Annotated in this window: 21 protein-coding genes; 7 read left to right on the top strand and 14 right to left on the bottom strand. The window is 46.9% G+C overall.

The genetic code is table 11. The features are described from left to right. Positions 1 to 293: 293 nt before the first annotated feature. The 3 genes from BK127_RS16185 to BK127_RS16195 are packed head-to-tail and all read right to left on the bottom strand — an operon-like array spanning position 294 to position 2,927. The gene (locus BK127_RS16185) at positions 294 to 1,157 is read right to left on the bottom strand and encodes a glycosyltransferase family 2 protein (protein WP_076231970.1); all 864 of its coding nucleotides are present in this window, start codon (positions 1,155 to 1,157) and stop codon (positions 294 to 296) included. Between the two features lie 22 nt (positions 1,158 to 1,179). After that, entirely contained in the window at positions 1,180 to 1,803 is a 624-nt protein-coding gene (locus BK127_RS16190) for an acetyltransferase (RefSeq protein WP_305954305.1), read from the bottom strand. 8 nt (positions 1,804 to 1,811) lie between these two features. After that, complete coding sequence (locus BK127_RS16195; RefSeq protein WP_076231973.1) at positions 1,812 to 2,927, bottom strand: aminotransferase class I/II-fold pyridoxal phosphate-dependent enzyme; 1,116 nt, start codon at positions 2,925 to 2,927, stop codon at positions 1,812 to 1,814. A gap of 215 nt (positions 2,928 to 3,142) precedes the next feature. Here BK127_RS16195 and BK127_RS16200 point away from each other — a divergent pair, with 215 nt between their 5' ends. Continuing rightward, positions 3,143 to 4,672, top strand: a complete 1,530-nt coding sequence (locus tag BK127_RS16200; RefSeq protein WP_076231976.1) for a glycosyltransferase — start codon at positions 3,143 to 3,145, stop codon at positions 4,670 to 4,672. A gap of 207 nt (positions 4,673 to 4,879) precedes the next feature. After that, positions 4,880 to 6,004 carry a DegT/DnrJ/EryC1/StrS family aminotransferase gene (locus BK127_RS16205; protein WP_076231979.1) on the top strand — a complete coding sequence of 375 codons (1,125 nt, stop codon included), beginning with the start codon at positions 4,880 to 4,882 and terminating at the stop codon, positions 6,002 to 6,004. A 136-nt stretch (positions 6,005 to 6,140) separates the two neighbouring features. On the opposite strand, the gene BK127_RS16210 is transcribed toward BK127_RS16205, so the two are convergent. Both BK127_RS16210 and BK127_RS16215 read right to left on the bottom strand, forming a co-directional pair. Next, complete coding sequence (locus BK127_RS16210; RefSeq protein WP_076231981.1) at positions 6,141 to 6,779, bottom strand: acetyltransferase; 639 nt, start codon at positions 6,777 to 6,779, stop codon at positions 6,141 to 6,143. 19 nt (positions 6,780 to 6,798) lie between these two features. After that, a complete protein-coding gene (locus BK127_RS16215; protein ID WP_179097507.1) occupies positions 6,799 to 8,541 on the bottom strand; it encodes a DUF4214 domain-containing protein in 1,743 nt (580 codons plus the stop codon). 142 nt (positions 8,542 to 8,683) lie between these two features. On the opposite strand from BK127_RS16215, the gene BK127_RS16220 reads away from it, so the two are divergent. Beyond that, positions 8,684 to 9,766 (top strand): tetratricopeptide repeat-containing glycosyltransferase family 2 protein, encoded by a 1,083-nt coding sequence (locus BK127_RS16220; RefSeq protein WP_076231984.1) that lies wholly within the window; start codon positions 8,684 to 8,686, stop codon positions 9,764 to 9,766. Between the two features lie 64 nt (positions 9,767 to 9,830). Here BK127_RS16220 and BK127_RS16225 read toward each other — a convergent pair whose 3' ends face one another. Both BK127_RS16225 and BK127_RS16230 read right to left on the bottom strand, forming a co-directional pair. Then, positions 9,831 to 10,781, bottom strand: coding sequence for a GDP-mannose 4,6-dehydratase (locus BK127_RS16225; protein ID WP_076231986.1), 951 nt, complete (start codon positions 10,779 to 10,781; stop codon positions 9,831 to 9,833). Between the two features lie 54 nt (positions 10,782 to 10,835). Next, on the bottom strand, positions 10,836 to 11,681 hold the full coding sequence (locus tag BK127_RS16230) for a glycosyltransferase family 2 protein (RefSeq protein ID WP_256711341.1): 846 nt from the start codon (positions 11,679 to 11,681) through the stop codon (positions 10,836 to 10,838). Positions 11,682 to 11,904: 223 nt separating this feature from the next. Between BK127_RS16230 and BK127_RS16235 the strand changes: the two genes are divergently transcribed. Further along, positions 11,905 to 12,606 carry a class I SAM-dependent methyltransferase gene (locus BK127_RS16235; protein WP_076231989.1) on the top strand — a complete coding sequence of 234 codons (702 nt, stop codon included), beginning with the start codon at positions 11,905 to 11,907 and terminating at the stop codon, positions 12,604 to 12,606. Further along, positions 12,603 to 13,268 (top strand): glycosyltransferase family protein, encoded by a 666-nt coding sequence (locus BK127_RS16240; protein ID WP_076231991.1) that lies wholly within the window; start codon positions 12,603 to 12,605, stop codon positions 13,266 to 13,268. Before BK127_RS16235 ends, BK127_RS16240 begins: the two co-directional genes overlap by 4 nt. 188 nt (positions 13,269 to 13,456) lie before the next feature. Here BK127_RS16240 and BK127_RS16245 read toward each other — a convergent pair whose 3' ends face one another. Genes BK127_RS16245 through BK127_RS16260 form a run of 4 tightly spaced genes read right to left on the bottom strand, consistent with a single transcriptional unit; the run spans position 13,457 to position 17,110 of the window. Next, positions 13,457 to 14,500: a mannose-1-phosphate guanylyltransferase gene (locus BK127_RS16245; RefSeq protein ID WP_076231994.1), complete on the bottom strand. Its 1,044-nt coding sequence runs from the start codon at positions 14,498 to 14,500 to the stop codon at positions 13,457 to 13,459. A gap of 5 nt (positions 14,501 to 14,505) precedes the next feature. Continuing rightward, a complete protein-coding gene (rfbD, locus tag BK127_RS16250; RefSeq protein ID WP_076231997.1) occupies positions 14,506 to 15,372 on the bottom strand; it encodes a dTDP-4-dehydrorhamnose reductase in 867 nt (288 codons plus the stop codon). Next, positions 15,369 to 16,388 carry a dTDP-glucose 4,6-dehydratase gene (gene rfbB, locus BK127_RS16255; protein WP_076232000.1) on the bottom strand — a complete coding sequence of 340 codons (1,020 nt, stop codon included), beginning with the start codon at positions 16,386 to 16,388 and terminating at the stop codon, positions 15,369 to 15,371. Before rfbB ends, rfbD begins: the two co-directional genes overlap by 4 nt. Continuing rightward, on the bottom strand, positions 16,385 to 17,110 hold the full coding sequence (locus tag BK127_RS16260; protein ID WP_076232002.1) for a sugar phosphate nucleotidyltransferase: 726 nt from the start codon (positions 17,108 to 17,110) through the stop codon (positions 16,385 to 16,387). Before BK127_RS16260 ends, rfbB begins: the two co-directional genes overlap by 4 nt. Before the next feature lie 300 nt (positions 17,111 to 17,410). Between BK127_RS16260 and BK127_RS16265 the strand changes: the two genes are divergently transcribed. Both BK127_RS16265 and BK127_RS16270 read left to right on the top strand, forming a co-directional pair. After that, positions 17,411 to 18,154 (top strand): SDR family oxidoreductase, encoded by a 744-nt coding sequence (locus BK127_RS16265; protein WP_076232005.1) that lies wholly within the window; start codon positions 17,411 to 17,413, stop codon positions 18,152 to 18,154. Between the two features lie 3 nt (positions 18,155 to 18,157). Next, a complete protein-coding gene (locus tag BK127_RS16270; protein ID WP_076232007.1) occupies positions 18,158 to 18,757 on the top strand; it encodes a TetR/AcrR family transcriptional regulator in 600 nt (199 codons plus the stop codon). Between the two features lie 167 nt (positions 18,758 to 18,924). Here the strand turns inward: BK127_RS16270 and BK127_RS16275 are convergent, their stop codons facing one another. The 3 genes from BK127_RS16275 to BK127_RS16285 form a co-directional block, all read right to left on the bottom strand. After that, the gene (locus BK127_RS16275) at positions 18,925 to 19,890 is read right to left on the bottom strand and encodes an ROK family protein (protein ID WP_076232440.1); all 966 of its coding nucleotides are present in this window, start codon (positions 19,888 to 19,890) and stop codon (positions 18,925 to 18,927) included. A 27-nt stretch (positions 19,891 to 19,917) separates the two neighbouring features. After that, a complete protein-coding gene (locus tag BK127_RS16280) occupies positions 19,918 to 20,712 on the bottom strand; it encodes a DeoR/GlpR family DNA-binding transcription regulator (RefSeq protein WP_076232009.1) in 795 nt (264 codons plus the stop codon). Positions 20,713 to 20,844: 132 nt separating this feature from the next. Then, positions 20,845 to 24,993 (bottom strand): WIAG-tail domain, encoded by a 4,149-nt coding sequence (locus BK127_RS16285; RefSeq protein WP_076232012.1) that lies wholly within the window; start codon positions 24,991 to 24,993, stop codon positions 20,845 to 20,847. Between the last annotated feature and the right edge of the window lie 121 nt (positions 24,994 to 25,114).

The following is a 25,114-nucleotide window of genomic DNA, read 5'->3' on the forward strand; positions in this document are numbered from 1 at the left end:
TTTAATGGAAAACGTATATATTACGGTAACTTGATTGTCATCGCGAACCTCATTCCGAGTTCATTATCCAGCGAAACAGGCCCCAGCGGAATTTAATAGATAGAGTCAAATTTCATAATGTTGCTCAACCAATTCCGCTAGAATGAGACAAATCGATATAAGGAGTAATCTGCCCCGGCTCAGGGCCAAGCATTAGCGCAAAAACCAAAACTACCTGACTGCCAGGTTCTATTGGCGTCAGGTAGTCTGGAGCTTTTCAATTCTATGGACAGGATCGTCATACAGCCTAACTTTTAGTCCAAGGTTGCCAGAATCATTTCTATTCGTGCGATATCTCCTACAAATTGATGATGATCCCCTACTCGTCCACGATAAGACTCCAGAGCAGTCCTATATAACTCATTCGTATTCAAAAATCCATCTTCTCGTGAAGCAATCGTAATATCTAACCATTCACTAAATGCTTGTAAACCCATCGTATTGTTATTTTGATTCGGGTGTCTTCGAAAATAACTCAAAGCTTCTGAAATATACACAGCGTTTCCTTTGGATAACAATAATAACCAGGCAGCCATATCATTGATAAGAGAATATTGCTTCCCCTTGTATACTCCATATAGCTCGGTAAGATCTTTTTTTCTAAACATTACCGTTGTAGGTTCACCGATAACATTGAGACAACAGGCTAATGCAACATTGCCCAACATTTTTCCATCCATTATCCTTGTTTCTTGGTATAGTCTAGCTGTAGCATGGATAGGAGGGAGAAACTGACCTGATTCATCGATGGTTTGTCGATAAGATGTGACAAGGCTAATGTTGTCAAATTCATTAAAAAAATACATCATTTTCTTGATTTTATCTTGATGAAAAACATCATCGTCCATCAAGTAATTGATATACTCGCCTGAAGCCAGATCATAACATTTGTGCCAATTTGCAAGAAACAAATTTCGTTCATTTCGATGATACTTGATCTGAGGAAATGAATGTAAATAAGGAACCATCATTTCTTGTACTCGATCATCTGTACTATCATCGCAGATAATGATTTCGATATTCGGGTAGGTTTGCTCCAATACACTTTCGATCGCTATTTGCAAAGTATGCGGTCGGTTGTACGCAGGTATGACGACACTGACTAACGGAAGGTCCACGTTAATTCCTCCTTTCTCCGGCTCATAGCAAATTTTTTTTGAATTTAGCAGGTACTCCAGCGTACAAGGTTTGCTCTGGCACGTTCTCCTTTACAAAGGAACCTCCACCAATGACGGACCAGGGTCCAATCGTCGTTTTTTCACGGATGGAAGAACCAATCCCGATATACGCCCCTTCATGAATCGTAACATTCCCTGCGATTTGGACACCGGGAGCAATCGTCACATAATCCTCGATTCGATCATCGTGACTGATATTCACGCTTCGGTTTATAATAACGAAATTCTCTATTACCACGTTTGTGGTTAATATCGTTCCTTCACAAATGACGTTACCGATTCCTAAACGATTTCGTTTAGACATGAATACAGAAGGATGTACCAACGTTTCTGCAAACTGAAAACCTAATTTTTTCGTTTTTTCCACTAATCGTTTCTTTAAACTTGGACTGCCCACTCCAGCGCATACAATCCTTACCTTCTCTTGTAATGAAGAGATATCTGGCAGATCCCCTAACACCGGAATATCATCTATGATCTGCCCTTTATATTCAGGTCGTTCATCCAGAAATCCCATCACTTCAATTCCGATTTGCTCACAAAGGTGAAGAACCTCGCGGCCATGACCTCCACATCCCCATATCACAAGTGACTTTATGATGGAACCATCCCTTCTACAATTAAACGAACATCTTGATTGGTCATTTCTTCCCATAGAGGTAAGCTTACGATGCGATTGGATATTTGCTCTGTAACTGGCAAAGGTGTGTGTGGATACCCATTCAAAAGTGGGTGCTGATGACAAGGAGGAGCAAAATAAGTACGTGCTTCGATGTTTTGACTCGCGAGTGAGTGAATGATGTCACGATTGTGTAGACCATCCGGGCAGCACATCGACATAAATTGATAAGGAATTACCCCTACAGTCTTTTGAACGGCCCAGCCCTTATTTAATAGATCCTTGTGATCTAATTGTTCGAGGTACCAGGTATAAATTTGCTGTCTCGCTATTATTTTGTCGTCAAAAGTATCCAGAGTGGATAAGGCAATCGCCGCCGTATATTCGGAAATTTTTCCATTTAATCCGAGCAAGTCCGTTTCTCTATTCGTAGAAAACCCAAAATTTTCTGCTTGACGAATACGGGAAATTAACTCAGGATTTGCACTGTATACTAACCCTCCTTCTCCAACACCAAACGATTTGGTAGCGTGAAAGCTATACACGACGCAGCCAGGAAATCCCTTTCCAAAATGATTGTGGTTATCTGTCACACCAAAGCTGGCAGCTGCATCTACAACCACAGGTATCCCGGATTCATGGATCTGTCGATAGAAATCGAGGTTCATATGGGTTCCAAAGGTAGCGTATGGGACAACAGCAGCCACTTCATCACCCAATATTTGCAGGCACTCACTAACCATCTTCTCATCCATACACCAGTTATCCGAATCAATATCTACAAAAAACGGTTCCAAGCCACACCATATGGCAGCCAAGGGGGTAGCAGCAAATGTAAAGCTCGGCATCAAAACATACTTTCCCTTGGGACGTTTACTTTGGGAAATAGCCAGTATCAAACCAATGGTCGCATTGTTAACTGTTGTAACAGCTCCCAGGTGGTCAAAGTATTCATCCATTACTCTTTGTTCAAAGCGTGTATTGAGGGGGCCGAAATTACTGTAAATTCGAGATGATTCTATCTCTGTCAAATAAGGGATCAACGTATCATGCTTGACCAGATTAGGTCGTAAAAATGGAATCTTTATCATAATGGAATATTTTGTCATCTCCTTTCTTTACCTTAGATATATATATGTAATACGATCGCTTTGGTCATAGACACAAACTGATGAATAATAATATTGAGCTGGCATGGAGTCATATTTTCCGATATTTCCGATATATATAATTCGATGTATACCAACTTACCTATACTCAGCACGAAGCTCAAGTTTGTGTTGACTATCTTAAAAGGGGGATGAATGTGTCAGCGAATCAAACTCCACTATTGACAACTCATCTATTTCTTTCCAAAAATGATTCTTGGGATGGATTGGAAGATATGTTAGCCAGACTGGCTGAAAGTAGCATTACAGTGAAGTTGTATGAACCTGAGGATGCCGTGTTGGATATAAATCCCAGGAGTCCCCGAGTCTATGTTTCTTTGGGAACTGGGTGGGAACCATTTAAGACATTGAATGCCTTACCCATTCAGGAGAGGAAACGTTGGTTACATTATAAATCCCCTGAAGAAATTCAACCCTCCCTATTATTTTACTGCTGGCTCAAGCAGACCGAACCTCTCCCTGAAAATAAAACCCTAAGTCCGACTCGTTTTTCTTCAGATCATCCCTTAGTGTCTATATTTACAGCAAGCTACAGGTCCAAAGACAAAATCCAGCGACCTTATCGCTCTCTATTGAATCAGACGTACTCCAATTGGGAATGGGTCATTGTAGATGACTCCGGTGATGAGGACGAGACGTACAACCAGGACTTACTCCCTTTAGACGATCCCCGTGTACGGAGATATCGCCAGGACTCACGTAGTGGCTATATAGGAGCTATCAAGCGGTATGCAGCAGGTCTATGTACGGGGGATATTTTAGTAGAGGTTGATCATGATGACGAGCTGACTCCTGACTGTCTGAAGAAGATCGTCGATACATTTCAGCAGCACCCTGAAAGTGGCTTTGCTTATGGGGATTGTTCAGAGGTGTACATAGGGAGCCATCATGCTCACTGGTATGGCTGGGATTGTGGTTTTGGATACAGTATGTATTATCGAGTATGGGTTCATACGATGAATCGATGGCAAAATGTGCAGAAGCATACTACCATTAATGGGAATACGATTCGACATTTGGTCGGTTTACCGAATCACCCTCGTGCGTGGACGAGGGATTTTTACCATCAGATTGGAGGACACCGCGAAGAATTATTAGTTGCAGACGATTATGATTTGTTGGTTCGGTCGTTTCTTTGTACCCGATTTGTAGCGATACCTGATTTACTCTATATCCAGTATCGGAATGAGAATGGAGATAACTCTACATTTCAAAGAAATAGGCAGATTCAGATTCTGGTCAACGAACTGAACAGCTATTACAGTCAAAGAATTCACACGAGAGTGGATGAACTGGGTTTACTTGATGATATACCGTATAGTCGTATATGGGAGACAGCTGTAGATCACCCTGCACGGAAGTCTGCGCATATCATTCATGAACAAGAATCCCGAGTTTCGATCCTGTTTCCTATTCCCCACTCCAGCCCTACACAGGAGCACCCTCAATTACTTAAAACTCTTCAAAAGGGTATAGAGACTGGCTTTACCGATATCGAAGTCATTGTTGTAGGTCGTGTTCCTGCTGAAGTCGAGATCTTTGCGTCGATAGCACCCATGGGCGCCATCCGCTGGTGGCCAATGGAACCGGATGATACTTTAGAAACGTGTATCCAATATGCCAAGTTTTGTGCTTCATGCAAGGAGAAAATAGTCGTGCAGTCATGAACCTACATTTGGCAAAATGTGTCTTTTAACAAGGAAGCAGCCATTGCAAAAACGAAGTGATAAAAGGAAGAAATGGGCTTAATGTCCCTCCTCACCATGAGTCCATTTTGCAGGAAAACGCATATATTACGATAACTTGATTGATATCGCGAATCGCGTTTGGAAAACATTTTCCTGCGGAGCATGCACTAGGAGGAATAATTAGGGATGGAAAAATTTCATAACGTGGCACAGCCCATACTGAATGGAAATGAAAAAAAGTATGTCATGGATTGTTTGGACTCGACATGGATCTCCTCTAATGGATCCTACATTCATAAATTCGAACAGGAATTTGCTCAATTTGTTCAAACCAAGCATGCCATAGCGTGCAGCAATGGAACAACGGCACTTCATCTCGCTCTAATGGGACACGGGGTTACAGTACATGATGAGGTTATCGTTCCTTCATTTACATTCGTTGCTACAGCCAATGCCGTAGCACATTGCGGAGCCACTCCTGTATTCGTTGACGCAGAACCCGATACCTGGAATATGAACCCTCTATTAATTGAAGAGAAAATAACCCCACGCACCAAAGGAATCATTGCTGTTCATCTTTATGGACATCCTGCCGATATGGACCCTATTATGGAAATCGCTGATAAGTACGGTTTATTTGTTATTGAAGATGCAGCTGAGGCCACTGGAGCCGAGTATAAAGGAAAAAAAGTCGGTTCAATAGGTCACAGTGCCATTTTCAGCCTATTTGGCAATAAAATCATTACGACAGGTGAAGGTGGGATCGTAACCACAAACGATGGCGAATTAACGCAAAGAATCAGATTGTTAAAAGGGCAAGGCATGGATCCCGATCGTCGCTACTGGCACCCTGTTATTGGATATAACTATAGAATGACCAATATTCAGGCCGCCATCGGCTGTGCACAATTGGAAAATATACAATGGCATATTGAGCAAAGAATACGCATTGCCGAGCTTTATAAAGACCAGCTTCAATCATGCTCAGCGCTCACAATGCCCGTTCAAAAAGATTGGGCCAAAAACGTATATTGGCTGTTCAGTGTACTGCTGAATGACGTTACCGAAGCTCAGCGCGACGAAATGATAGAACGGCTGGTTAGGCTTGGAATTGAAACCAGACCTTTTTTTCACCCTATGCATGCTTTACCTCCTTATCAGCATTTGCAGCCTCAATCTGAGTTTCCAGTAGCCAACCGGATCAGTTCCCAGGGGATTAATTTGCCTAGCTCGGGAAATCTGACCGCTGAAGAGATACATTTTATAAGTGACAGCTTCAAAAAGGTGTTATCTGATGTGCTGCATAATTGAACTCGGACCGCCCACACATATCCTCTTTTCTTCTTATCGACAAAAGACGTTTCCGCAAGTCGGAAACGTCTTTTGTCGATGCCATTGGCTGCTGGTCACAGCCTTTCTTTCAGCGTAAGTACCTACATTCAACTTTTTAATCCCACTGTCTAATAATCCGGGCAGGAACTCCTACGGCCAGACAATGATGTGGAATAGCATCGACCACAACGGCTCCTGCACCCAGTATAGACCACTCACCAATATGCATCCCGTCGATAACTTTGGTACCTGTTCCAAGAAATACACCCTCTCCTATAACAGCGTTCCCTGAGAGAGTCACCCCTGGCGCTGCATGGCATAGAGACCCGATCTCGCAATCGTGGTCGACAGAAGCATTCGTATTAATAATGGACCCATCACCAATGCGTGCATCGGCCTGTATGACCGCACCAGGCATGATAGCAATACCCATACCTAACTGTGCTGAAGATGCCACGTAAGCAAATCGGCTGATTGCGTTAACAAAATGAAAGCCGATGAAGGCAGCTTTGCGGGATAGCCGCTGCCTTACGGTATTATCACCGATCGCAATAAAAGCATGTTGAATTCCCGAATCATACAATTCTCGCAGTATGGTATCATCTCCCAGAATCGGTATATCAGAGACCCAGCCCCTGGCATAAGGGTCCGTACAACCAACAATATCTATCTCTGGATCAGATTTCAGGATGTCGATGATAACCTTGGCATGTCCGCCGCAGCCAATAATAACCACCTTCGTTTTGGATAACATGCCGCTCTTCCTTTCGTTATCATTGCTTCTTGCTCAACACTTCATCGAACAAGCTGTCATATTCACGAGCGGCATCTGACCATGTCCTCCTGAGTACCCCTCTTATCGCAGCTTTTTGTAATGGAGCCAGCCCTTCGTGAGTACGCCACAGCTTTCTAATAGCGGCTTCAATCTCTTTCACAGAGTAAGGGTCAAAAGAAATAAAAGCACTCATATCGGTTATGACCTCTGTTGCCACATCAATTCTACTTATTGCGACGGGGGTATCAACCGTCAGGGATTCCAATATGGGAAACGGACAGCTTCCTTCAAAAAGAGTGGGGACAATCGTGCCAACAGCATATTTATACAAAGAAGGAAGATCAGCCGAAGAGAGTCTTCCCAAAAACACAACACTGTTTCGCTCCTCCTGACTGTGACAACGCTCCAAAAGTGCACGGATTCTCTGTTCAAAGGGGCGGTTCCTGTAGTCATCGGTTAACACCAAACGAAGTCTTGAAGCTTTGCCTTCAGACGTTTTTTTGAAATTCAGAAATGCCTCGATCAGTCGGTCATGATTTTTATGCAAACGCATGACCGAAGGAAAAACCAGATAAGGATTGTGCAAATTGTACTTGCGCCGGAATGTGCTTTCAAAGCGTAGACCGAACGACCGGTACTCTTCCAAGGGTGGTGCCAAACGAATCACCCGCGTCTGACGCAAAGGCAGCTTCAGAAATTTCAAACCTTCATGATCCCGGATGTAATTGGAGTTAAAGACAACCTTGGCGGCCTTGCCAGCCATAGCATCGACGATCGGCTGCAGGTGGGTTAGAAACTCAGGTTGCTGGTCCGCGTACAGCTCCTTGAAATGCAGATAGACCAAATCATGCACACAAAGTACATAAGGCTTGCTCAGCTCCAAAGCCCACTTCAAGCCAACATAAGGAACACACCAAACATCGACATCCAGATGCCTGTTCAACCAACTCATATTCGGAAAGCTGTGAATCCATAGCCGGTTTGAATATGTGGAGAGCTGCTTGCTCAACAATAGCTCTGCTTGCTCCTTATTTGGGTGTGTTACGGCAATGTGGACCATGACATCGCTGCGGTTGTGCAGCCAACCTTCCACCAGCCTGCCGATAAAGCTCCCAATACCTTCGCCGGAAAGTGTTACGGGGTGGTGATAACCAAGAAATACACCTATATGCTTCATAGACCCATTAGATGCGTGCTTCATTGCACGATTGTAGGAAGAGTTTTTCACCAAAAAGGGATGATACTTGCTTAACAATTCCTGAAACTCCTCAGATAACAAAAAGCCGCTTCTAATTGCTGTGCGTGCTGTCCCTGCTTCAAGCTGCTGTATATAGCTCTGCAGCTCCAGGTCATCCGGCTGTCGATTGAGAAATTCCTGATACAATGCTCTAATAAATGCCCTATGATCAGCATGGACAAGTCGCTGAAGCACTCTGGCCAGCGGGAATTTATCGGAGAATTGCTTGGATGACTTATCATATAACGCTGCTGCTTCCTGACTTTGTAAGATAGCATCCATCAGCACAAGCCTCGGACATCCTCCTTGTAGCTGAGTGAGATGGGAATGAAATCCGCCTTCATCCGGCTCACGGAGCAATAATTGCTTATACAGCTCCCAGATGAACAGCTCTTCCTCCAGGTCCATAAGCTCGCCAATGAGTTCAAAGGTAGTCAGACCCTCCCCCTTTTCTATCTTTTTATTAAATTCCTTACTGCCATTCCTTAATTGAGATGCATTCATACGGGGAATCACTCCTATTACAACTCTTGTCAAAGTATTACAGTATATTAGACTAGCAGACGCTTCGTCACGGCAAAAGTCACTGAAAAGCACCGATTGCATACGATAAAGGATAGGAATTTTCAATAAAGGAGTGCCTACGGTGATCACGATCAGCCTATGTATGATTGTTAAGAATGAGGAAGAATCAATAGGAAGGTGTCTGGGTTCTGTTCAAGCGCTCGTAGATGAGATTATTATTGTCGACACAGGCTCAACGGACAGGACCAAGGAAATTGCTGAGCAATATAACGCGAAGATATATGACTTTGAGTGGATTAACGATTTTGCCGCAGCCCGGAATTATTCCTTTTCATTAGCGACTATGGAATATATATGGTGGCTTGATGCCGACGATGTCCTGTTGGAGAATGACAGGGAAAAGCTGCTTCAGCTGAAAAGTACGTTTGATAGGAGCATTGACTCGCTTGCTATGGATTATCATTTGAGCACCGGACCCGATGGCAAGCCAACCTTCAGCATGAAACGCAATCGGATCGTCCGAAGAGCCTGCGGCTTTCAATGGCATGGCTTTGTCCATGAGTATTTGGCTGTCCATGGCAAGATAGTTCCCAGCCCTATCGCCGTTACACATCAAAAAGAAAAAGTACACACGACCCGCAATCTCGATATTTATGAGGAGCAACGAGCCAAACAGACCCCCTTCTCACCACGTGAAACGTATTACTATGCCAACGAATTAAAAGACCATCGCCAGTTCGAGAATGCCATTACTCATTACCAGGCTTTTCTGGATACGAAGCAGGGTTGGATCGAGGATGTCATGGCAGCCAGCTGTAAAATCGCGGACTGCTATGAAGCGATCGAAAAAATTGATGAAGCTTTGGCGGCTATACTGAAATCTTTTGAATACGCGGTTCCAAGGGCTGAGTCTGTCTTTCGATTAGGACGTTATTTCATGCATAGAGACGCACTGGATCAAGCGATCTTCTGGCTTTCAATGGCGACTACGCTGGAACCTCCTAAAGAAAGCTGGGGAATGCAGCAATCAGGCTATTGGACATGGCTCCCCCATGTACAGCTGTGTATCTGCTACTATCGGAAAGGGGATATGATCACATCCCATTATCATAATGAAATTGCTCTTACCTACCATCCTGATGATGAAATGATGCTGAGCAATCGGAAATTACTGCTGCCTTACCAGCCTGAAGATCCTAATTAATCCGATATGCTAACAAAAAGGGTCCTGCACACTTGATTGTGCAGGACCCTTTTTGTTATGTGAATTATACGATTGCTCTCCAGTAATTCAATAAATCCTCCATCGTTTGTGTGAAAGGAATTTCTGGCTTCCAGCCAGTTTTTTTATGGAACTTGCTGTAGTCACCCAATAAAATCTCAACATCAGATGGACGCAGACGGGCTGGATCCTCTTTGATCTCAATCTGAACCGTACTTAAAGACAGCAGCAAATTGAGCATTTCCTGAATGGTGCAGCAAGACCCCGATGCAATATTGTAAACTTCACCCGGGTCGCCTTTTTCAAGTGCCAGCCAGTAAGCGTGGACGACATCGCGAACATCGGTAAAGTCACGCTGAGCTTGCAGGTTGCCTACATATAAGACCGGAGCCTTCAGTCCTTTTTCAATTTCGGCAATCTGTTTGGCGAAGTTGGAGGTTACAAAGTTTTCACCGCGCCGGGGTCCGGTGTGATTAAAGGTACGCGTACAAACGACATGCAGACCGTAGCTTTTATAATATTGATACCCCAGATAATCCTGCGCGACCTTGCTGATGGCATAAGGGCTCAGCGGACGAATGGGATTTAACTCGGTAATCGGCACCTCAGTTGGATCTACATAACCATACTCCTCACTGGAGCAGGCAATTTGTATTTTACAATCCAGGTTGAACCGCCGGACAGCTTCGAAGATATTGACTTGTCCAGCTACATTATTATGAATGGTGTCTATAGGTGAATTCCATGAAGTCGGAACAAAGCTCTGTGCGGCCAGGTGGAAAATAAGATCAGGCTTGACGTCCTGAATTAAATTCTCTACCGAGAACGGGTCTCTGAGCTCACACTCCACCAGATTAACATCATTCATTAAATGCTGGATATGATTCATCCGGCTGCGATGCCGTATAGTTCCATAAACCTCCGTATTATTTTTCAATAAATATTCAGCTAAATGACTGCCTACAAAACCGGAGATGCCTGTGATTAATGCTTTCATCTATTTAAGATCCTCCTTATATGCGGTGAACCAATGTCCAGAGCCGCCTTTCCATTATTTTCTGCCAAGCGGAACATAGTGCCGATCCTTGCGGAACGGTGTTTCTCTTTGAACAATCTCCGAGCCCACATACCTGTCTGTGAGACCCCATTTAACCCAAAATTTAATCCCATTCTCACGCATAACTGAACCGAAGATATCCTCCTTGTTGGCATGAAAACTGATGTGACCATGATGATGAATAAACGAATCCGATGCGATCCACAGCTTCTTCCCACTAATTTGCGTTCGCAAACAGAAGTCATCATCCTCATAGCAGCCAGGGAAAAATCGGTCATCCAGCCCACCTATCGTCTCAACCAAACGTCGGTGGAAAGCCATGCAAAACCCGACCAAGCGCTCCGCCTCAAAGCCTGATCCTTCGAACATCGTCGTAAAAAGCTCTGCAAACTGTGCCATTCCCTCCATCGTTTGATAAGGAACCGGATGAATTTGCTGTGCTGAAAACACAAAATTAGAGCGCGGTCCCACGATGCCGATCGACTCATCTCTTTGCAGCCAACCCAGCAAATGAGTCAGCCATCCTTTGGTTACGACGGTATCGTTATTAAGCAGTACGATATATTCACCTCGAGCTGCAGCCATGCCTTGATTACAGCCGAATGCGAACCCCCTATTCTCACGATTAACGATAAGCTTGGAGTTGCGGATAGTTCGCAAATACGAGACCGTCTCATCCGTGGAACCATTATCAATAAAAACAACCTCATAGCTTTCAGGGGTATGCTTCATGATGCTGTCCATACACTGCTTCGTATAATCCATGGCATTGCGTGTTAAAATGACGATCGAGGTCATACCCGAAATATAGGGGGTATCGGCAGTCAGATCATTAGGCATGGATAATCGGATGCTCCTTCACCGTAATTTCTTATCTATCTGATAGTTCAATAGACTTGTATTAAATTATGCCGCTGCTTGTTAGAATGGAACGGCAAAAAGCCGTCCTGCACGGATTCCGCAGCACGGTTAAGAGCCGTTGCTTTTTTATACCTTGTTCATATATTACAACAAGGTCCTTTCATACTTGCAGGACGAAACCCTAAAGCAGAGGTGTATCTCATTGAAATGGATTTTCCATAACCCTGATTTTGCCTATGAATGCTATCATCCCACGATTTTGAGCATTTCCGCATGGCTCGGTCATCGTCATTTTGCCTATGACTTAATACGCTTTATGAAACCGGACACATTGGTTGAGCTGGGTACGCATTGGGGAGCTTCCTTCTTCAGCTTTTGTCAGGCAGTCGCAGATGACGATCAGGTCCAGACGGATTGTTATGCGGTAGATACGTGGGAGGGGGATCCACATGCCGGTCTCTATACCAATGAGGTGTACGCGACCGTATCACGCGTTACTGAACAGCTTTACGCGCACAAAGCCAGCCTAATCCGCAAAACCTTTGATGAGGCCGCAAACGACTTCGAGGATGAAACGGTTCAAATCCTGCATATTGATGGTTATCATACTTATGAAGCTGTATCACACGATTACCATACATGGCTGCCCAAGGTGGCACCTAATGGGATCGTCTTATTCCATGATATATCCTGCTATTTCAAGGATTTCGGCGTTCATCAATTTTGGGATCAACTAAAAGTACAGTACCCTCATATAGAATTTACGCATTCTTGGGGGCTGGGCGTGCTATTCCCCAAAGGTGTTGATGCCCATTTTCAAGAAGTGCTTGCGATGAGAGACTTTCTTTCGCATATTTACAGTAGCCGGGCCACTGAATTAGCACGCCGGGGGGCGCAAATATGAACGATCAACAGATCTGTTTTATCACCTGCGTTTCCAACCCCGCTCAATATGAGCAATCCCTCCACTATCAACGTAGTCTCCACGTGCCGGAAGGCTTCAGCATCGATTGGATTTCCATTCCCGAGTCGGAAAATATGGCAAGAGGATATAACACCGCGATGAACAGCAGTCAGGCCAAGTATAAAATTTACCTCCATCAGGATGTCTATATCCTTCAGCCTTATTTTCTGGATGATTTGATTCAGTTGTTCGAGAAGCACGAACAGTTGGGAATGGTCGGGGTTGCTGGAGCTGCAACAATACCTCCGAATGGAATTTGGTGGGAGAGTCCGTATTTGTACGGAAAAGTCTACAGCAGCCATTCAGGTCGTATATATCCACTTGAATTTCGTCCCATTCAACAAGCGTATGAGCGGGTTCGGGCGATTGATGGTTTGATCATGGCAACTCAGATCGACTTGTCCTGGCGGGATGATGTATTCTCGGGATCTTTTTTTTATGACACGTCACAAAGCCTGGAGATGATTAAAGCAGGGTATGAGGTTGGGGTATGGAACCAGACTGCACCATGGTGCATCCATGATTGCGGAATAGTCAATCTTGTAGGGTATGAGCATTACCGACAGCTGTTTATTGATCATTATGAAAGCTACCTGGGATAATATAATTACAAAGACACATACAAAACTCACTGTTTCCTGAGAGATGGTGAGTTTTGCAAGAAAGCGTGCCAACATCTTCAATAATTGTGGAGATCATACGTCTCGTACATAGGTGCTCCCCATTTTCATAAACAACTCAAACAAATCCCCCCATACTAATGGGAGGATTCATCAGATGTTTGCGGTTCTTATTGTGGATCTTGCTGTTGCTCTCGTATTCGCTCCATCTCCAGCAGAGCCTGTTTAATCGTTTGCTCATCCGATTTGGGACATACCAGCAATCCCTCTGGTGTAGAAACGATAATTAAATCGGCAACCCCTATAACTAACGTTTTTTGCTTATCTGAAAAAACAATATTATCTCCTGCACGAAGCATATGAACCGATCCGCTGATCAGATTCCCCTGCTCATCACTTGGATATAGGCGAGTCAATGCCGTCCACGTCCCTACATCATCCCAGCCAAACCGGACAGGGATACAGTAGATCAAATCGGCCTTCTCCAGAATCGCATAATCCACCGACACCTTGGGTAAAAGAGGATACAGCTGCTCCAGCTGTTCGTCGCTTAGGCTGATCAAGCGCGACATATCAGGCTCGAATTGTTCCAAATAATCGGCTATGGTTGATGGCCTCCAGGCAAAGATACCGCAGTTCCAGTACACATTCGCCATATGGACAAGCTTGGTCGCCTTCTCCAGGTCAGGCTTTTCGATAAACCGTTTAACTCTGTAAGCCCGGCCATCGTCCTGAGCCTTTCCTATTGCTTCTATATAGCCGTAGCCCGTCTCGGGACGTGTTGGGACAATGCCAAGAGTCACAATCACACCCTCTTGGCGCGCTGCCTCTACCGCCTGCTCAATCGCCTGAATGTAAGCTTCGTCATCTCCGATATACTGGTCGGAGGGAACCGTTACAAAAGGTTCATCCTGACCCTCTTGCAAAAAATGCCGTGCTATCAATGCCATGCAGGGTGCGGTGTCTCTCTGCTCCGGCTCGATAATAAGCTGCCGAGAGTCCAGTTCCTTTAGCTGCTCCAATACGAGCTGCGTATACTTTTGGACCGTAGCCACATAAATGTCGGCTGCCGGTATCCATCTAAGAAACCGCTGATAGGTTTCCTGAAGCATCGTATTGTTTGACGTCAGAGCTAGAAATTGCTTGGGTACTTCCTCTGTGCTTCTCGGCCAAAACCGGTTGCCCTTACCGCCGGCCATAATGACAACCTTCAATACAATCACCCCTCATTTGACCTCACATACTGAATATCATTTTGAATACAATCCTGCAGCGCCAGCTTCCACTCACGCATGCGAGAGAAGCCGTTTTGACGGATCGCCAAATCGTCGAAAGCGGAATTATCAGGCCGAAGCGCAGGCAGCGAAAAAGTCGAGGCACTTACCGCTTCCAGACTGATATCTGTCCGATTCGCCGTCTGCAGGATAGCCTCGGCAAACTCGTAACGGCTGCAGCACCCTTGATTGGACACATGATACAAGCCGTACTTCTCTGTTTCCACCAATTCCCCAACAAATCGTGCCAAGTCTAACGTATAGGTTGGGGAACCGGTCTGGTCATAAACCATCGTTAATCGGGACTGCCGATCAGCCATCGACAGTACCTTCGTCACAAAATTACTTCCGTGTTTGCCGTACAGCCAAGAGGTACGTACTATAAAATAGCGTTGGCTGATCATTTCCACGAATTTTTCCCCATGGAGCTTGGAATTTCCATACACACTCAAAGGATTGGTCCGGTCCATTTCTGTATAGCTTCCTGTCTTGGTTCCATCGAATACATAATCCGTGCTGATATAAACAAGCTTGGCAGCACAATGATGTGCAGCCAATGCGACATTACGTGTTCCTGTTGAATTGATAGCATAAGCTTTATCCAGCATCGTCTCAGCCAGATCTACCTGGGTAAACGCAGCAGCATGAATGATGACATCCGGACAACACGCGGTTATTTGCTGCTTGACGGCCAGCTCATCCGTAACATCCAACTGTTCTCTGGAGAGCGGCAGAAGCTCATGGGCGGGTGACAAAGCGCGGATCAAATCATGGCCCAGCTGCCCGCCAGCTCCTGTAATCACGATTTTCACGGCCCTTCACCCTCCTTGTTAGAATTGAATGTACCCGATTGATAGGTTCCGTCAAGAATACCCTGCCACCAAGACTGATTGCTTCTATACCAGTCCAGAGTGAGGAGCAGTCCCTCATCCAGAGTATGCGTTGGCTTCCAGCCCAGTTCATTGCGGATTTTTGAGGTATCCACCGCATAACGCCGATCATGACCAAGCCGATCGGGCACGAACTGGATCAGCTTCTCCGATTTTCCCAGCTCCTGCAGAATCCGCTTGACCATAACGAGATTGGTTCTTTCGCTGCTGCCGCCGATGTTGTAGACTTCTCCTGAGCGGCCACCGTGAATCACAAGATCGATAGCTGCACAATGATCATCCACAAACAACCAATCGCGGATTTGCAGTCCATCGCCATATACCGGCACGACTTCATCCTGCAAAGCGCGCGTAATAATCGTCGGAATCAGCTTTTCGGGAAATTGGTAAGGACCATAGTTGTTCGAGCAGCGCGTAATGACCGCTGGCAGTCCATACGTCTCATAATAAGCCCGGACGAGCAGATCTGAGCCTGCTTTGCTGGCCGAATATGGACTGTTCGGTGCAAGAGGCGTCTGTTCGTTAAAGCTTCCCTGATCACCAAGCGTCCCGTACACCTCATCCGTGGAAATATGCACAAACTTGCTGACCGCATGCTTTTTCGCGGCTTCGAGCAGTGTTTGGGTACCAAGCACATTCGTCAGGATAAACCGCTGCGGATCCAGAATGCTTCGATCTACGTGAGATTCAGCGGCAAAATGAACAACCGTGTCGATCTTCTCCTCTGCCATAACCCTCTCTACAAGATGGGCATCCGTAATGCTGCCGCGAACTTCCGAATAACCAGGCAAATCGCGAATATCTGCAACATTGTGGCTGTTACCGGCATAGGTTAACAGGTCCAGATTGACACCGGTATCCCGCGGATGTTTTTCCAACCAATAATGCAAAAATCGACTACCAATAAACCCCATTCCACCGGTGACCAATAGCCTCATAAAACGTCACTTGCCGATAGCCGTATACTGGCCTCAAGCAGTGATCGATGCGTCCCCGCATCGGTCCACCAGCCTTCCAGCAGACGATAGGTTAGCATTCCTTGTGCCGCATATCGGTTGTTCACATCGGTAATCTCCAGTTCCCCGCGCTCCGATGCCTGAATCTCCTGAATCTTGTCAAATACATTAGAATCATACATATAAATGCCCGTCACGCAATAATCCGATTTGGGATATGCCGGTTTTTCCTCTATGGCTGCAATTCGATCTCCTCTCATCTCAGGAACGCCATACCGACGAGGGTCCGCAACTTTCTTCAGAAAGACCATGGCATTCCCCTGCTCCGTCTCTGCAAACATCCGTACCGCTGATTCCAAACCATCCTCAAACAAGTTATCGCCAAGCAATACTACAAACTTATCCTGCGGTTGAATAAACCCGTCAGCCAATTCCAGTGCCTGGGCAATACCTCCGGCTTCTTCTTGAATCTTATAAGTGAGACGCACTCCCCAGCCGCTGCCGCTGCCGATATATTCCATAAATAATCCTGCCGACTGTTTTCCAGTAACCAGCATAATATCCTTGATCCCCGCCGCAGCCATTTTGGAAACCGCATAATGAATCATCGGGAAGGGCCCTACAGGCAGCAAATGCTTATTAATAATTTTCGTCATAGGTCTTAGCCGCGTACCTGATCCCCCAGCCAAAATAACCCCTTTCATGGATCTACCCCTTTCTTGAAACGATTCTGCAAGTCACCCTCTAACAAGATATGCCTGAAGCAGAGAAACACATGGACTCCTGCCGAGGAAGCAGAAAAAATAAGCAACATGTCCCCCAAAAGCATTCTCAGCCGCTTTAAATGGAGATCATACGAAGCCGGACAGCACTAAAAACAAAAGAAATACATCAGTTAAAACAATATAATGACAAAATCTTAAATCTGTCATTTGATTTTTGTTTGTGCATCGTATATACTACATGTATTCCAAGTCCCAATAACGAATCGAAGGAGATGTATCATGAGCAATAAAATAGCAGGCAAGGTCGTTCTTATCACAGGTGCTTCCAGAGGAATCGGGCGTAAGATCGCGGAGGATTTTGCTGAGCGCGGGGCCAAGGTTATCGTTAATTATTCAAGCAATAAAGAAACTGCCGATGAGGTCATTGCGGCAATCCAACAAAATGGAGGTGAAGCAGTCGCCATTCAAGCGGATATCAGTCAGGTAGCAGAAGTGGAGCACCTGTTCCGCAGCGCTATGGAGTTATATGGACAGGTCGACATTCTGGTCAATAATGCAGGGATCATGATCACGAAACCCATTGAACAAGTAACTGAAGCCGATTTTGATAAACAGTTTGCCATTAATGTCAAAGGCACCTTCTTTGCTTGCCAGCAGGCTGCCCTACACATGAAGCAAGGCGGAAGGATCATCAACTTCTCGACTTCGGTTGCAGGTGCCATGTTCCCAGCGTACAGCGTATATGCAGGCACCAAAGGTGCCGTTGAGCAATTCACCAGACATTTGGCCAAGGAATTCGGTCCCAAGGGCATTACCATCAATGCTGTTGCTCCCGGACCTATCAATACGGAGCTATTTACTGTAGGCAAGACAGAGGAGCAGATCCAGACAATTGTAAGAATGAACTCTTTTGGACGATTGGGTGAACCGAAGGATATATCCGATGTTGTTCTGTTTCTGGCCAGTGAGCAAACCCGCTGGATGACCGGCCAGACGATCCGGGTTAACGGAGGCTTCGTGTAAGTCATGGCCGCTGAATCTACATTAAGCAAGGAAACGATTTTGGATACAGCCGAGCAAGTGCTGCGACGTTATGGGGATAAAACGAATGTCGTCGATGTCGCCAAGGTGTTACGTGTCAGTCATGGTACACTGTATCGTCATTTTGCAAGTAAAGCGGCACTGTTGGAGGCCGTAACCGAGCGTTGGCTGCACCGGATCTCACTTCCACTTGAAGCTATCTCCAATCAGCAGGACGGCAGTTCCCCAGAGCGTCTGCGTATCTGGCTTGAAACTTTAATTCGTAGCAAGCAGCAATCGGCGGCTGATGATCCTGAGCTATTCTCCATCTATACTGCAGTCACCTCACAAGGAACCGAATTAATCGAGAATCACGTACACTATTTGATCACGCTGCTGTCACGGATTGTCGAGCAAGGGGTCATTGAGCAGGTGTTTAAAAGCGGAGAGCCCGGAGCGACAGCAAGAGCCATCTTCATGGCTACTGTGCGCTTTCATCATCCCGCCCATGCTTATGAGGGGGATGCTGTTACCAAGCAGCATGATTTCGAGCTGGTCTGGCAGCTCATTCTTGCAGGAATTGTTCGCGCAGATACGAAGCTGTAAGCATTAAGGTACGGCACAAAAAGATAAGGCTATCCGAACAGTTATGTACGCTACTGTTGACGGATAGCCTATATTTATTATACCAGTACCGATAATGAAAATTTGCTTCAGCAGGTTAGTTACAGATCATTCTAGAGTCTGGAGTTCTTGCCGTCTTCATGTATCTACTATTGAATGGCTCTGTTGCCCGCAGCCATCGCACTTCCGACGATTCCGGCATCATCTATCATTGCAGCTGTGACAATCGTCAGCCGTTCCCAGTAGCCATGGTACACCGATTGCTGAAGCTGCTCCCGCATTGGCGCAAACAAGCGTTCACCCGCCAGCGCGGCGCCACCGCCAATCACGATCACATCGGGACTGTACAGTGTTACCGCATTAGCAAGACCTTTACCAAGCAGCATGCCCGTATGGTTCATCACCTCGATAGCCAGCGAATCGTGCTGATCATAGGCTTTGGAAACATCAGCCGCTGTGATGCTCTTGTCAGGTGCGGCCTCCAGCCATTCCCGAAGTATGCTGGGTCTGCCACTCTGAACCAGCTCTTGTGCCTGACGGGCAATACCCGTGGCAGACACCGCCGTCTCCAGACAGCCGCGCATTCCGCAGCCGCAAGTATAAGGAATTTCCGGCATAATAATATGTCCCAGCTCACCTGCCATATAGCCGCCGCCATAATAAAGCTTACCCTGATTAATAACAGCCGCAGCAAGTCCCGTTCCAATCGTGATCCCGAGCACATGCTCATAGCCTTGGGCAGCTCCACAAACCGCCTCACCGTACACATACATTCTGACATCATTATCAATATAGGTTGGTATCCCTGTACGTTTACGAATCTCTTCCGCTGTAGGAACCTGGGTCCATCGTAAATTCCCGGCAAACAGGGTTATTCCTTTGTCAGGGTCAATGAAACCCGGGGTTCCGACGCCGATAGCCCGTACCGCTTCACGCTGAATACCACCAAGAGCCAACAGCTCGTCCACCATACATTTTATTTTGTCAAATACATAATCACTGCCCCGCAGTGCTTCTGTAGGTTGTTTGATTTTGTGTAGCAATTTGCCGGAGGCATCGGTCAAGCCGCATACAACATTCGTGCCTCCAATATCGATTCCAATTAAAAAATCCATCATTCACTACCTTTCCCATAGTTATGGCTATGTATGTTGATCAGCCAAATAGACAGTCACCTTCGATTGCGCCAAAGCTGACGCGAGCTCTGGATCCAGAACAGCATCGGTCACACAAATATCCAGCGAGGATAACGGAACAATTCCGAATAACGAGGCTTTGCCGACCTTCGAATGATCGAGTACGGCAATCTTCGTTCTGGAGCGCTTCAACAGCAAGCGTCCAATCTGGGCTTCCAGCTCCGAGTAAGTTGTAATCCCATGCTCCAACGATAACCCATCGGCGCCCAGAAACATTTTACCAATATTTAAATCTTCAATGACCTTTTCTGCAAGCGGCCCGCACAGCTCAAAGCTATTTTTACGCATCACACCGCCCGTTAGAACCACCTGTACACCCTCACTGTCAGCAAGCTCCATAGCAATGTTGACAGCGTTGGTTACAACGGTAATATTCCTTTTGTTTTTAATCGCTTTGGCGATAAGAAAGGTTGTTGTTCCACCGGACAATCCAATCACGTCGCCTTCTTCAATCAAAGCAGCCGCAGTAGTAGCTATGGATTCCTTTTCCAACCAGAGCAGCTGCTTTTTTTCCTGAAAGGACGCTTCACGATGCCCTGTAAAGCCTTCCCATTGTGCACCTCCGATCGTACGGATAACCCCTTCTTTTTTCACCAAAACATCTAAATCCCGGCGTGCAGTCGCTTCCGAGCAATGGAATTTTTCAATTATTTCCTGAATGGTCAACCGACCATGAGCTTTTAAAGCATTCATAATCCTACTGCGCCGTTCTTCACCTTTGGATAGTTCCTGTTCGCTCATCCCTCTCCCTCTCCTTGCACATCCATCATCTATGTTGATAGTATAGGGGTTTATTATGATAATTTCAATCATGATAATGACCAAAAAAATCAGCAACCTCTAAAAGCGCTGCTGATTATAGACACAAATTGCTTATGGGGTCCGACCCATTGCAATCCAGTTCACAGTTCCGTCCAACTGAGGCGAATAACGGCTTCGAACAATCTGGATGACAGCACTGTCGCAGTTTTTTTGTTGAATAACACCATAGCTGTTGGTTTGATCCGTTGTGACCACTAACGCGTACTGTTCATCGGCAAATGGCTCATCAAAATGAATTCCGATTTCTACGGACTCTTCTTCCACCCGCATCAGAAAGGAACATATGCCGAATTGTTGAACTGTTGTGGCGACTTTGGTGGAGGCGGCCGTATTTGTATTCAAAATCTCAGCTGAGGTTGCAGTTGTATCCGGAAACTCTGCTTCCACTCCACTTGCAATCATCACGTCAGCTGTCGCGTCAGTTGTATCCACAGCCTCCGTTTCCGCAACTTTTGTATCCACCGGCTGAACGCCCGTTGCTTGAAATCTCGAAGATGCAGCTAACAACAGCTTTTCAACCAGTCCGGTTTCCAAATGTATCGAAGTTATGCTCCCAGGAAGCAAGTGGTAGCCTGAGATTGACTCTTGTTTAATATGCAAGCCATCGATCGAATCGTTGCCCAACTGCTCGCTTCCCACTGCACCATCCGCTATATGGCGACTCGTCACCACACCTTTGGCCAACTGGTCACTTCCTACAGAACCTGTATTCAGATGCACGGAGTCCACCGCGCTCGGCGCCAGCTTTGCAGCTGTCACCGCCTGATTAACCAGCTGTACGGTGTCAATTGCCTCCTCAGCAATATGTTTACCGATAATCGCGCTGGCTTCAATATGACAGCTGGCAACTGCATCCAAAGCAAGCTGCTCACTTCCCACACTTCCATTGCTCAGGTGTGCGGCCTCCACGGCTCCCCATGCCAGCTTCGTTCCCGTTACCGCTTGCTCCTGCAGCTGTGCTGTGCTTATCGCCTCTTCAGCAATGTGCTCGCTGCTCACCGCTTCCAGTGCCAGATGACGGCTCGTCACCGCACCTTCAGCCAACCTCTCGCTATCCACGCTCCCGACACTCAGATGCGCCGTATCCACGGCCCCGATCGCCAATTTGCTTCCCGTCACAGCTTGCTCTTGCAGCTGTGATGTACCGATTGCTTCGCCAGCTACATGCTTCGCCTCGACTACGCCACACGCCAGCTCACGACTGCTCACCGCTTCCGCTCCCAGATGACGATTCGTCACTGCACCTTCGGCCAACTGCTCTTCACCTACAGCTCCAGCAGCCAAATGTGCAGTACTTACAGCGCCCCATGCCAGCTTCGCTCCCGTCACTGAACGCTCCTGCAGTTGAGCAGCTCCTATCGCTTCCTCTGCGATATGCGGACCGCCAATCGCACCCCACGCAAGTGCCCGACCGCTTACCGCTCCTGCAGCCAAATGGCGACTCGCCACCGCACCTTCGGCCAACTGCTCGCTTCCTACTGCTTCCGCGCATAGATGTGCGGCTTCCACTGCACCCAACGCCAGCTTCGCTCCTGTCACAGCCTTATCGTTCAGCTGTGCCGTGCCGATTGCTTCCTCAGCAATATGAGCACTGCCCACTGCACCCCATGCCAGCTCACGACGGCTCACAGCACCTGCAGACAGATGACGGCTCGTTACTGCACCATCAGCCAGTTGCTCACTTCCCACCGCTTCGGCACTCAAGTGAGCGGCTTCTACTGTACCTGGTGCCAGGTTCACTCCTGTTACCGCCTGATCCTGCAAATGCGCCGTGCCAATCACATGCAGCTCCAGATGATCGCCTCTAATGGACCCCAGTGCCAGCTCGCGCCCGCCAACCGTGCCTTCCGTCAGATGACGACCCGTTACTGCACCGTCCGCCAGCTGCTCACTACTTACTGCACCTGCAGTGAGATGCACAGCTTCCACAGAGAATGGCGCCAGCTTTGTTCCTGTTACCGCTTGTTCTTGCAGCTGAGCTGTACCTACTGCTTCTTCGCCAAGATGCTTACTTGTAACAATACCAAGCGCCAGCTCACGACTGCCAACCGCGCCATCAGCCAGCTGAATGCTCGTTACGGCACCCAATGCCAACTGCTCGCTGCCCACCGCACCGTCAGCCAAATGCTCTGCCTCCACCGCACCACGTGCCAGCTTGGCCCCGGTCACCGACTGCCCATGCAGCTGAGTCGTATTAATTGCATTCGCGGCTATATGAACTCCACTTACTGCACCCCATGACAGCTCTCGCCCACTAACCGCACCCGCTCCCAAATGGCGACTTACCACTACGCCCTCGGCCAGCTGGTCACTTTTCACAGCACCTGCGCTCAAATGTGCAGTATGCACAACACCATCAGCGAGCTGAGCCGCCTTCACCGAGGCTGCGCTCAAATGTGCAGTGGTCACAGCACCATCAGCCAGCTTTTCCGAGGTCACGCTTTTATCAGCCATTTTCTCACGGGTTATCGCTTCTGTTGCCAAATGAATGGCTTTCACAGAAGCCTTCGATAAATGGTTAGACTGAATGGCTCCAGTAGAAATATGCTCGCCAATTACCGATTCTCGGCCAAGTTTATCTGACGTCACACTCGATTGCGCCAGCTTTGCCGTCGTAACCGATAAGTTAGTCAGCTTATCCGTCGATACCGATTCACTGGATAGCTTCGAGGTGGTGATGCTGTGATTAGCCAACTGCCCGGATAATACAGCACCCTCTTGAATATGCTGATGCTGGATCGATCCTGTTGCCAGCTTTTCCGAAGTTACAGCTCGATCCTGCAGCTTCGAAGTCACAACGGACTGATCTTGCAAATGCTCTTTACCCACGGCAAGCAGCCCGATATGGAGAGCCTGAATCGCTTTCTCAGTAATGTGTCCGCTGCTTACCGCATTGCCGGATAGATGCTCACTGGTAACAGCCTTCCTACCCAGCTTCGCCGAAGTGACAGCTTGCTCCTTTAGCTTATCCGAGCCTACCGATGCCGCACCTAGCTGCTCCGCGCCTACGCTTTGCGGAGCAAGCTTGCCTGCGGTTACCGCCCCATCCGTCAAATGTTGGGCTTCCACACTTTTAGGCTGAAGATGCCTTTTTTCTATCACCAAATCCTGTAGATGTATACCACCCACCGATTGCTTCGCCAGCTTCTCGGAGGTTACCGTATGATCTCGCAAGTGCTCACCCGTCACGGCACCGCCAAGGATATGCTCTGCGATAACCTGCTTGGGCCCAATAGAATCACTGTGCACGATGCCGCTTGCCAGATGCTCATGCAAAATAGATTTTGACTGTAAATGATCTGAATTAACGCTCCAGGCTGCCAGCTTTTCCTCCGTCACGGATTGCTTGCCCAGCTTCACCGCCGTAATTTCCCCATCTGCGATTTTACTCGCCGTTATGGAGTGGTCACGCAGCTTCTCTGTTGTGACCGACAAGTCTGCCAGCTTTGCCGAATTGATGATGTAATTGGCCAGATTCGTCGCCTGAATCGTACCGCTTTTGATTTTCTCAGACGTGATCGACTGGTTTTGAATCAACTCGCCAGTAATCGCTTCCTCAGCCAAATGCTTGGTTTGAATCGAATATTCGGCAATTTTCATGGCATCAATCGTTTTGTCTGCCAGCTTCTCAGAGGTGATGCTGTTATCCTGCAGCTTTTCGCCTCCAATCGCTCTTTCCTGAATCTTGTCACCCGTGATTGCAAAAGACGCAATATGCTCCTCTGTAATTGATCGAAGTCCCAGCTTTTGCTGAGTCACACTGCGATCCCCAAGCTTTGCCGCAGTCACTGCATAGTCGGCCAGCTGTTCGTTTCCAATTGCGCCGCGCTTAACCTTACTACCTTCAATCGCATTCCGCGCAATCTTCTCAGCAGTAACCGATTCCTCAGCCAAATCGTCCGTGTAAATAACGCCTCCGCTGCCTGCTCCGTCAGCAGCCTTACGCGTTAACAATAAGGGTACACTGTCAGTCCTTGATTTCCCCACTTTTATAAGAGGTTCCTCAGTGGTTTGTTGAGCCTCTGGCTGGGCAAGTTCAGTATGACTGATCGTAGCATCGATATTATCTGCTGGATGAATCTTCTTAATTCGATCCGAATCCTGAACATCATCCAACCATTTCAATTCATTAATATAAGCCCCGTTCTTTTTTGGCAGCAGTCTACTCTTACTCAAACCACGGCTAGTTGGCTTCTTCATCCTGCACTTCCTCCCGTTTTGGTAATGCTTCTTGTTGGGCACCGCATTTAGTAGTCTTTTGTAACATATGCATTCACCCAGATGGAAGTCATTGCCTATGGAAAAATAGGCGCAGCTACGA

Source organism: Paenibacillus sp. FSL H7-0331 (assembly GCF_001956045.1).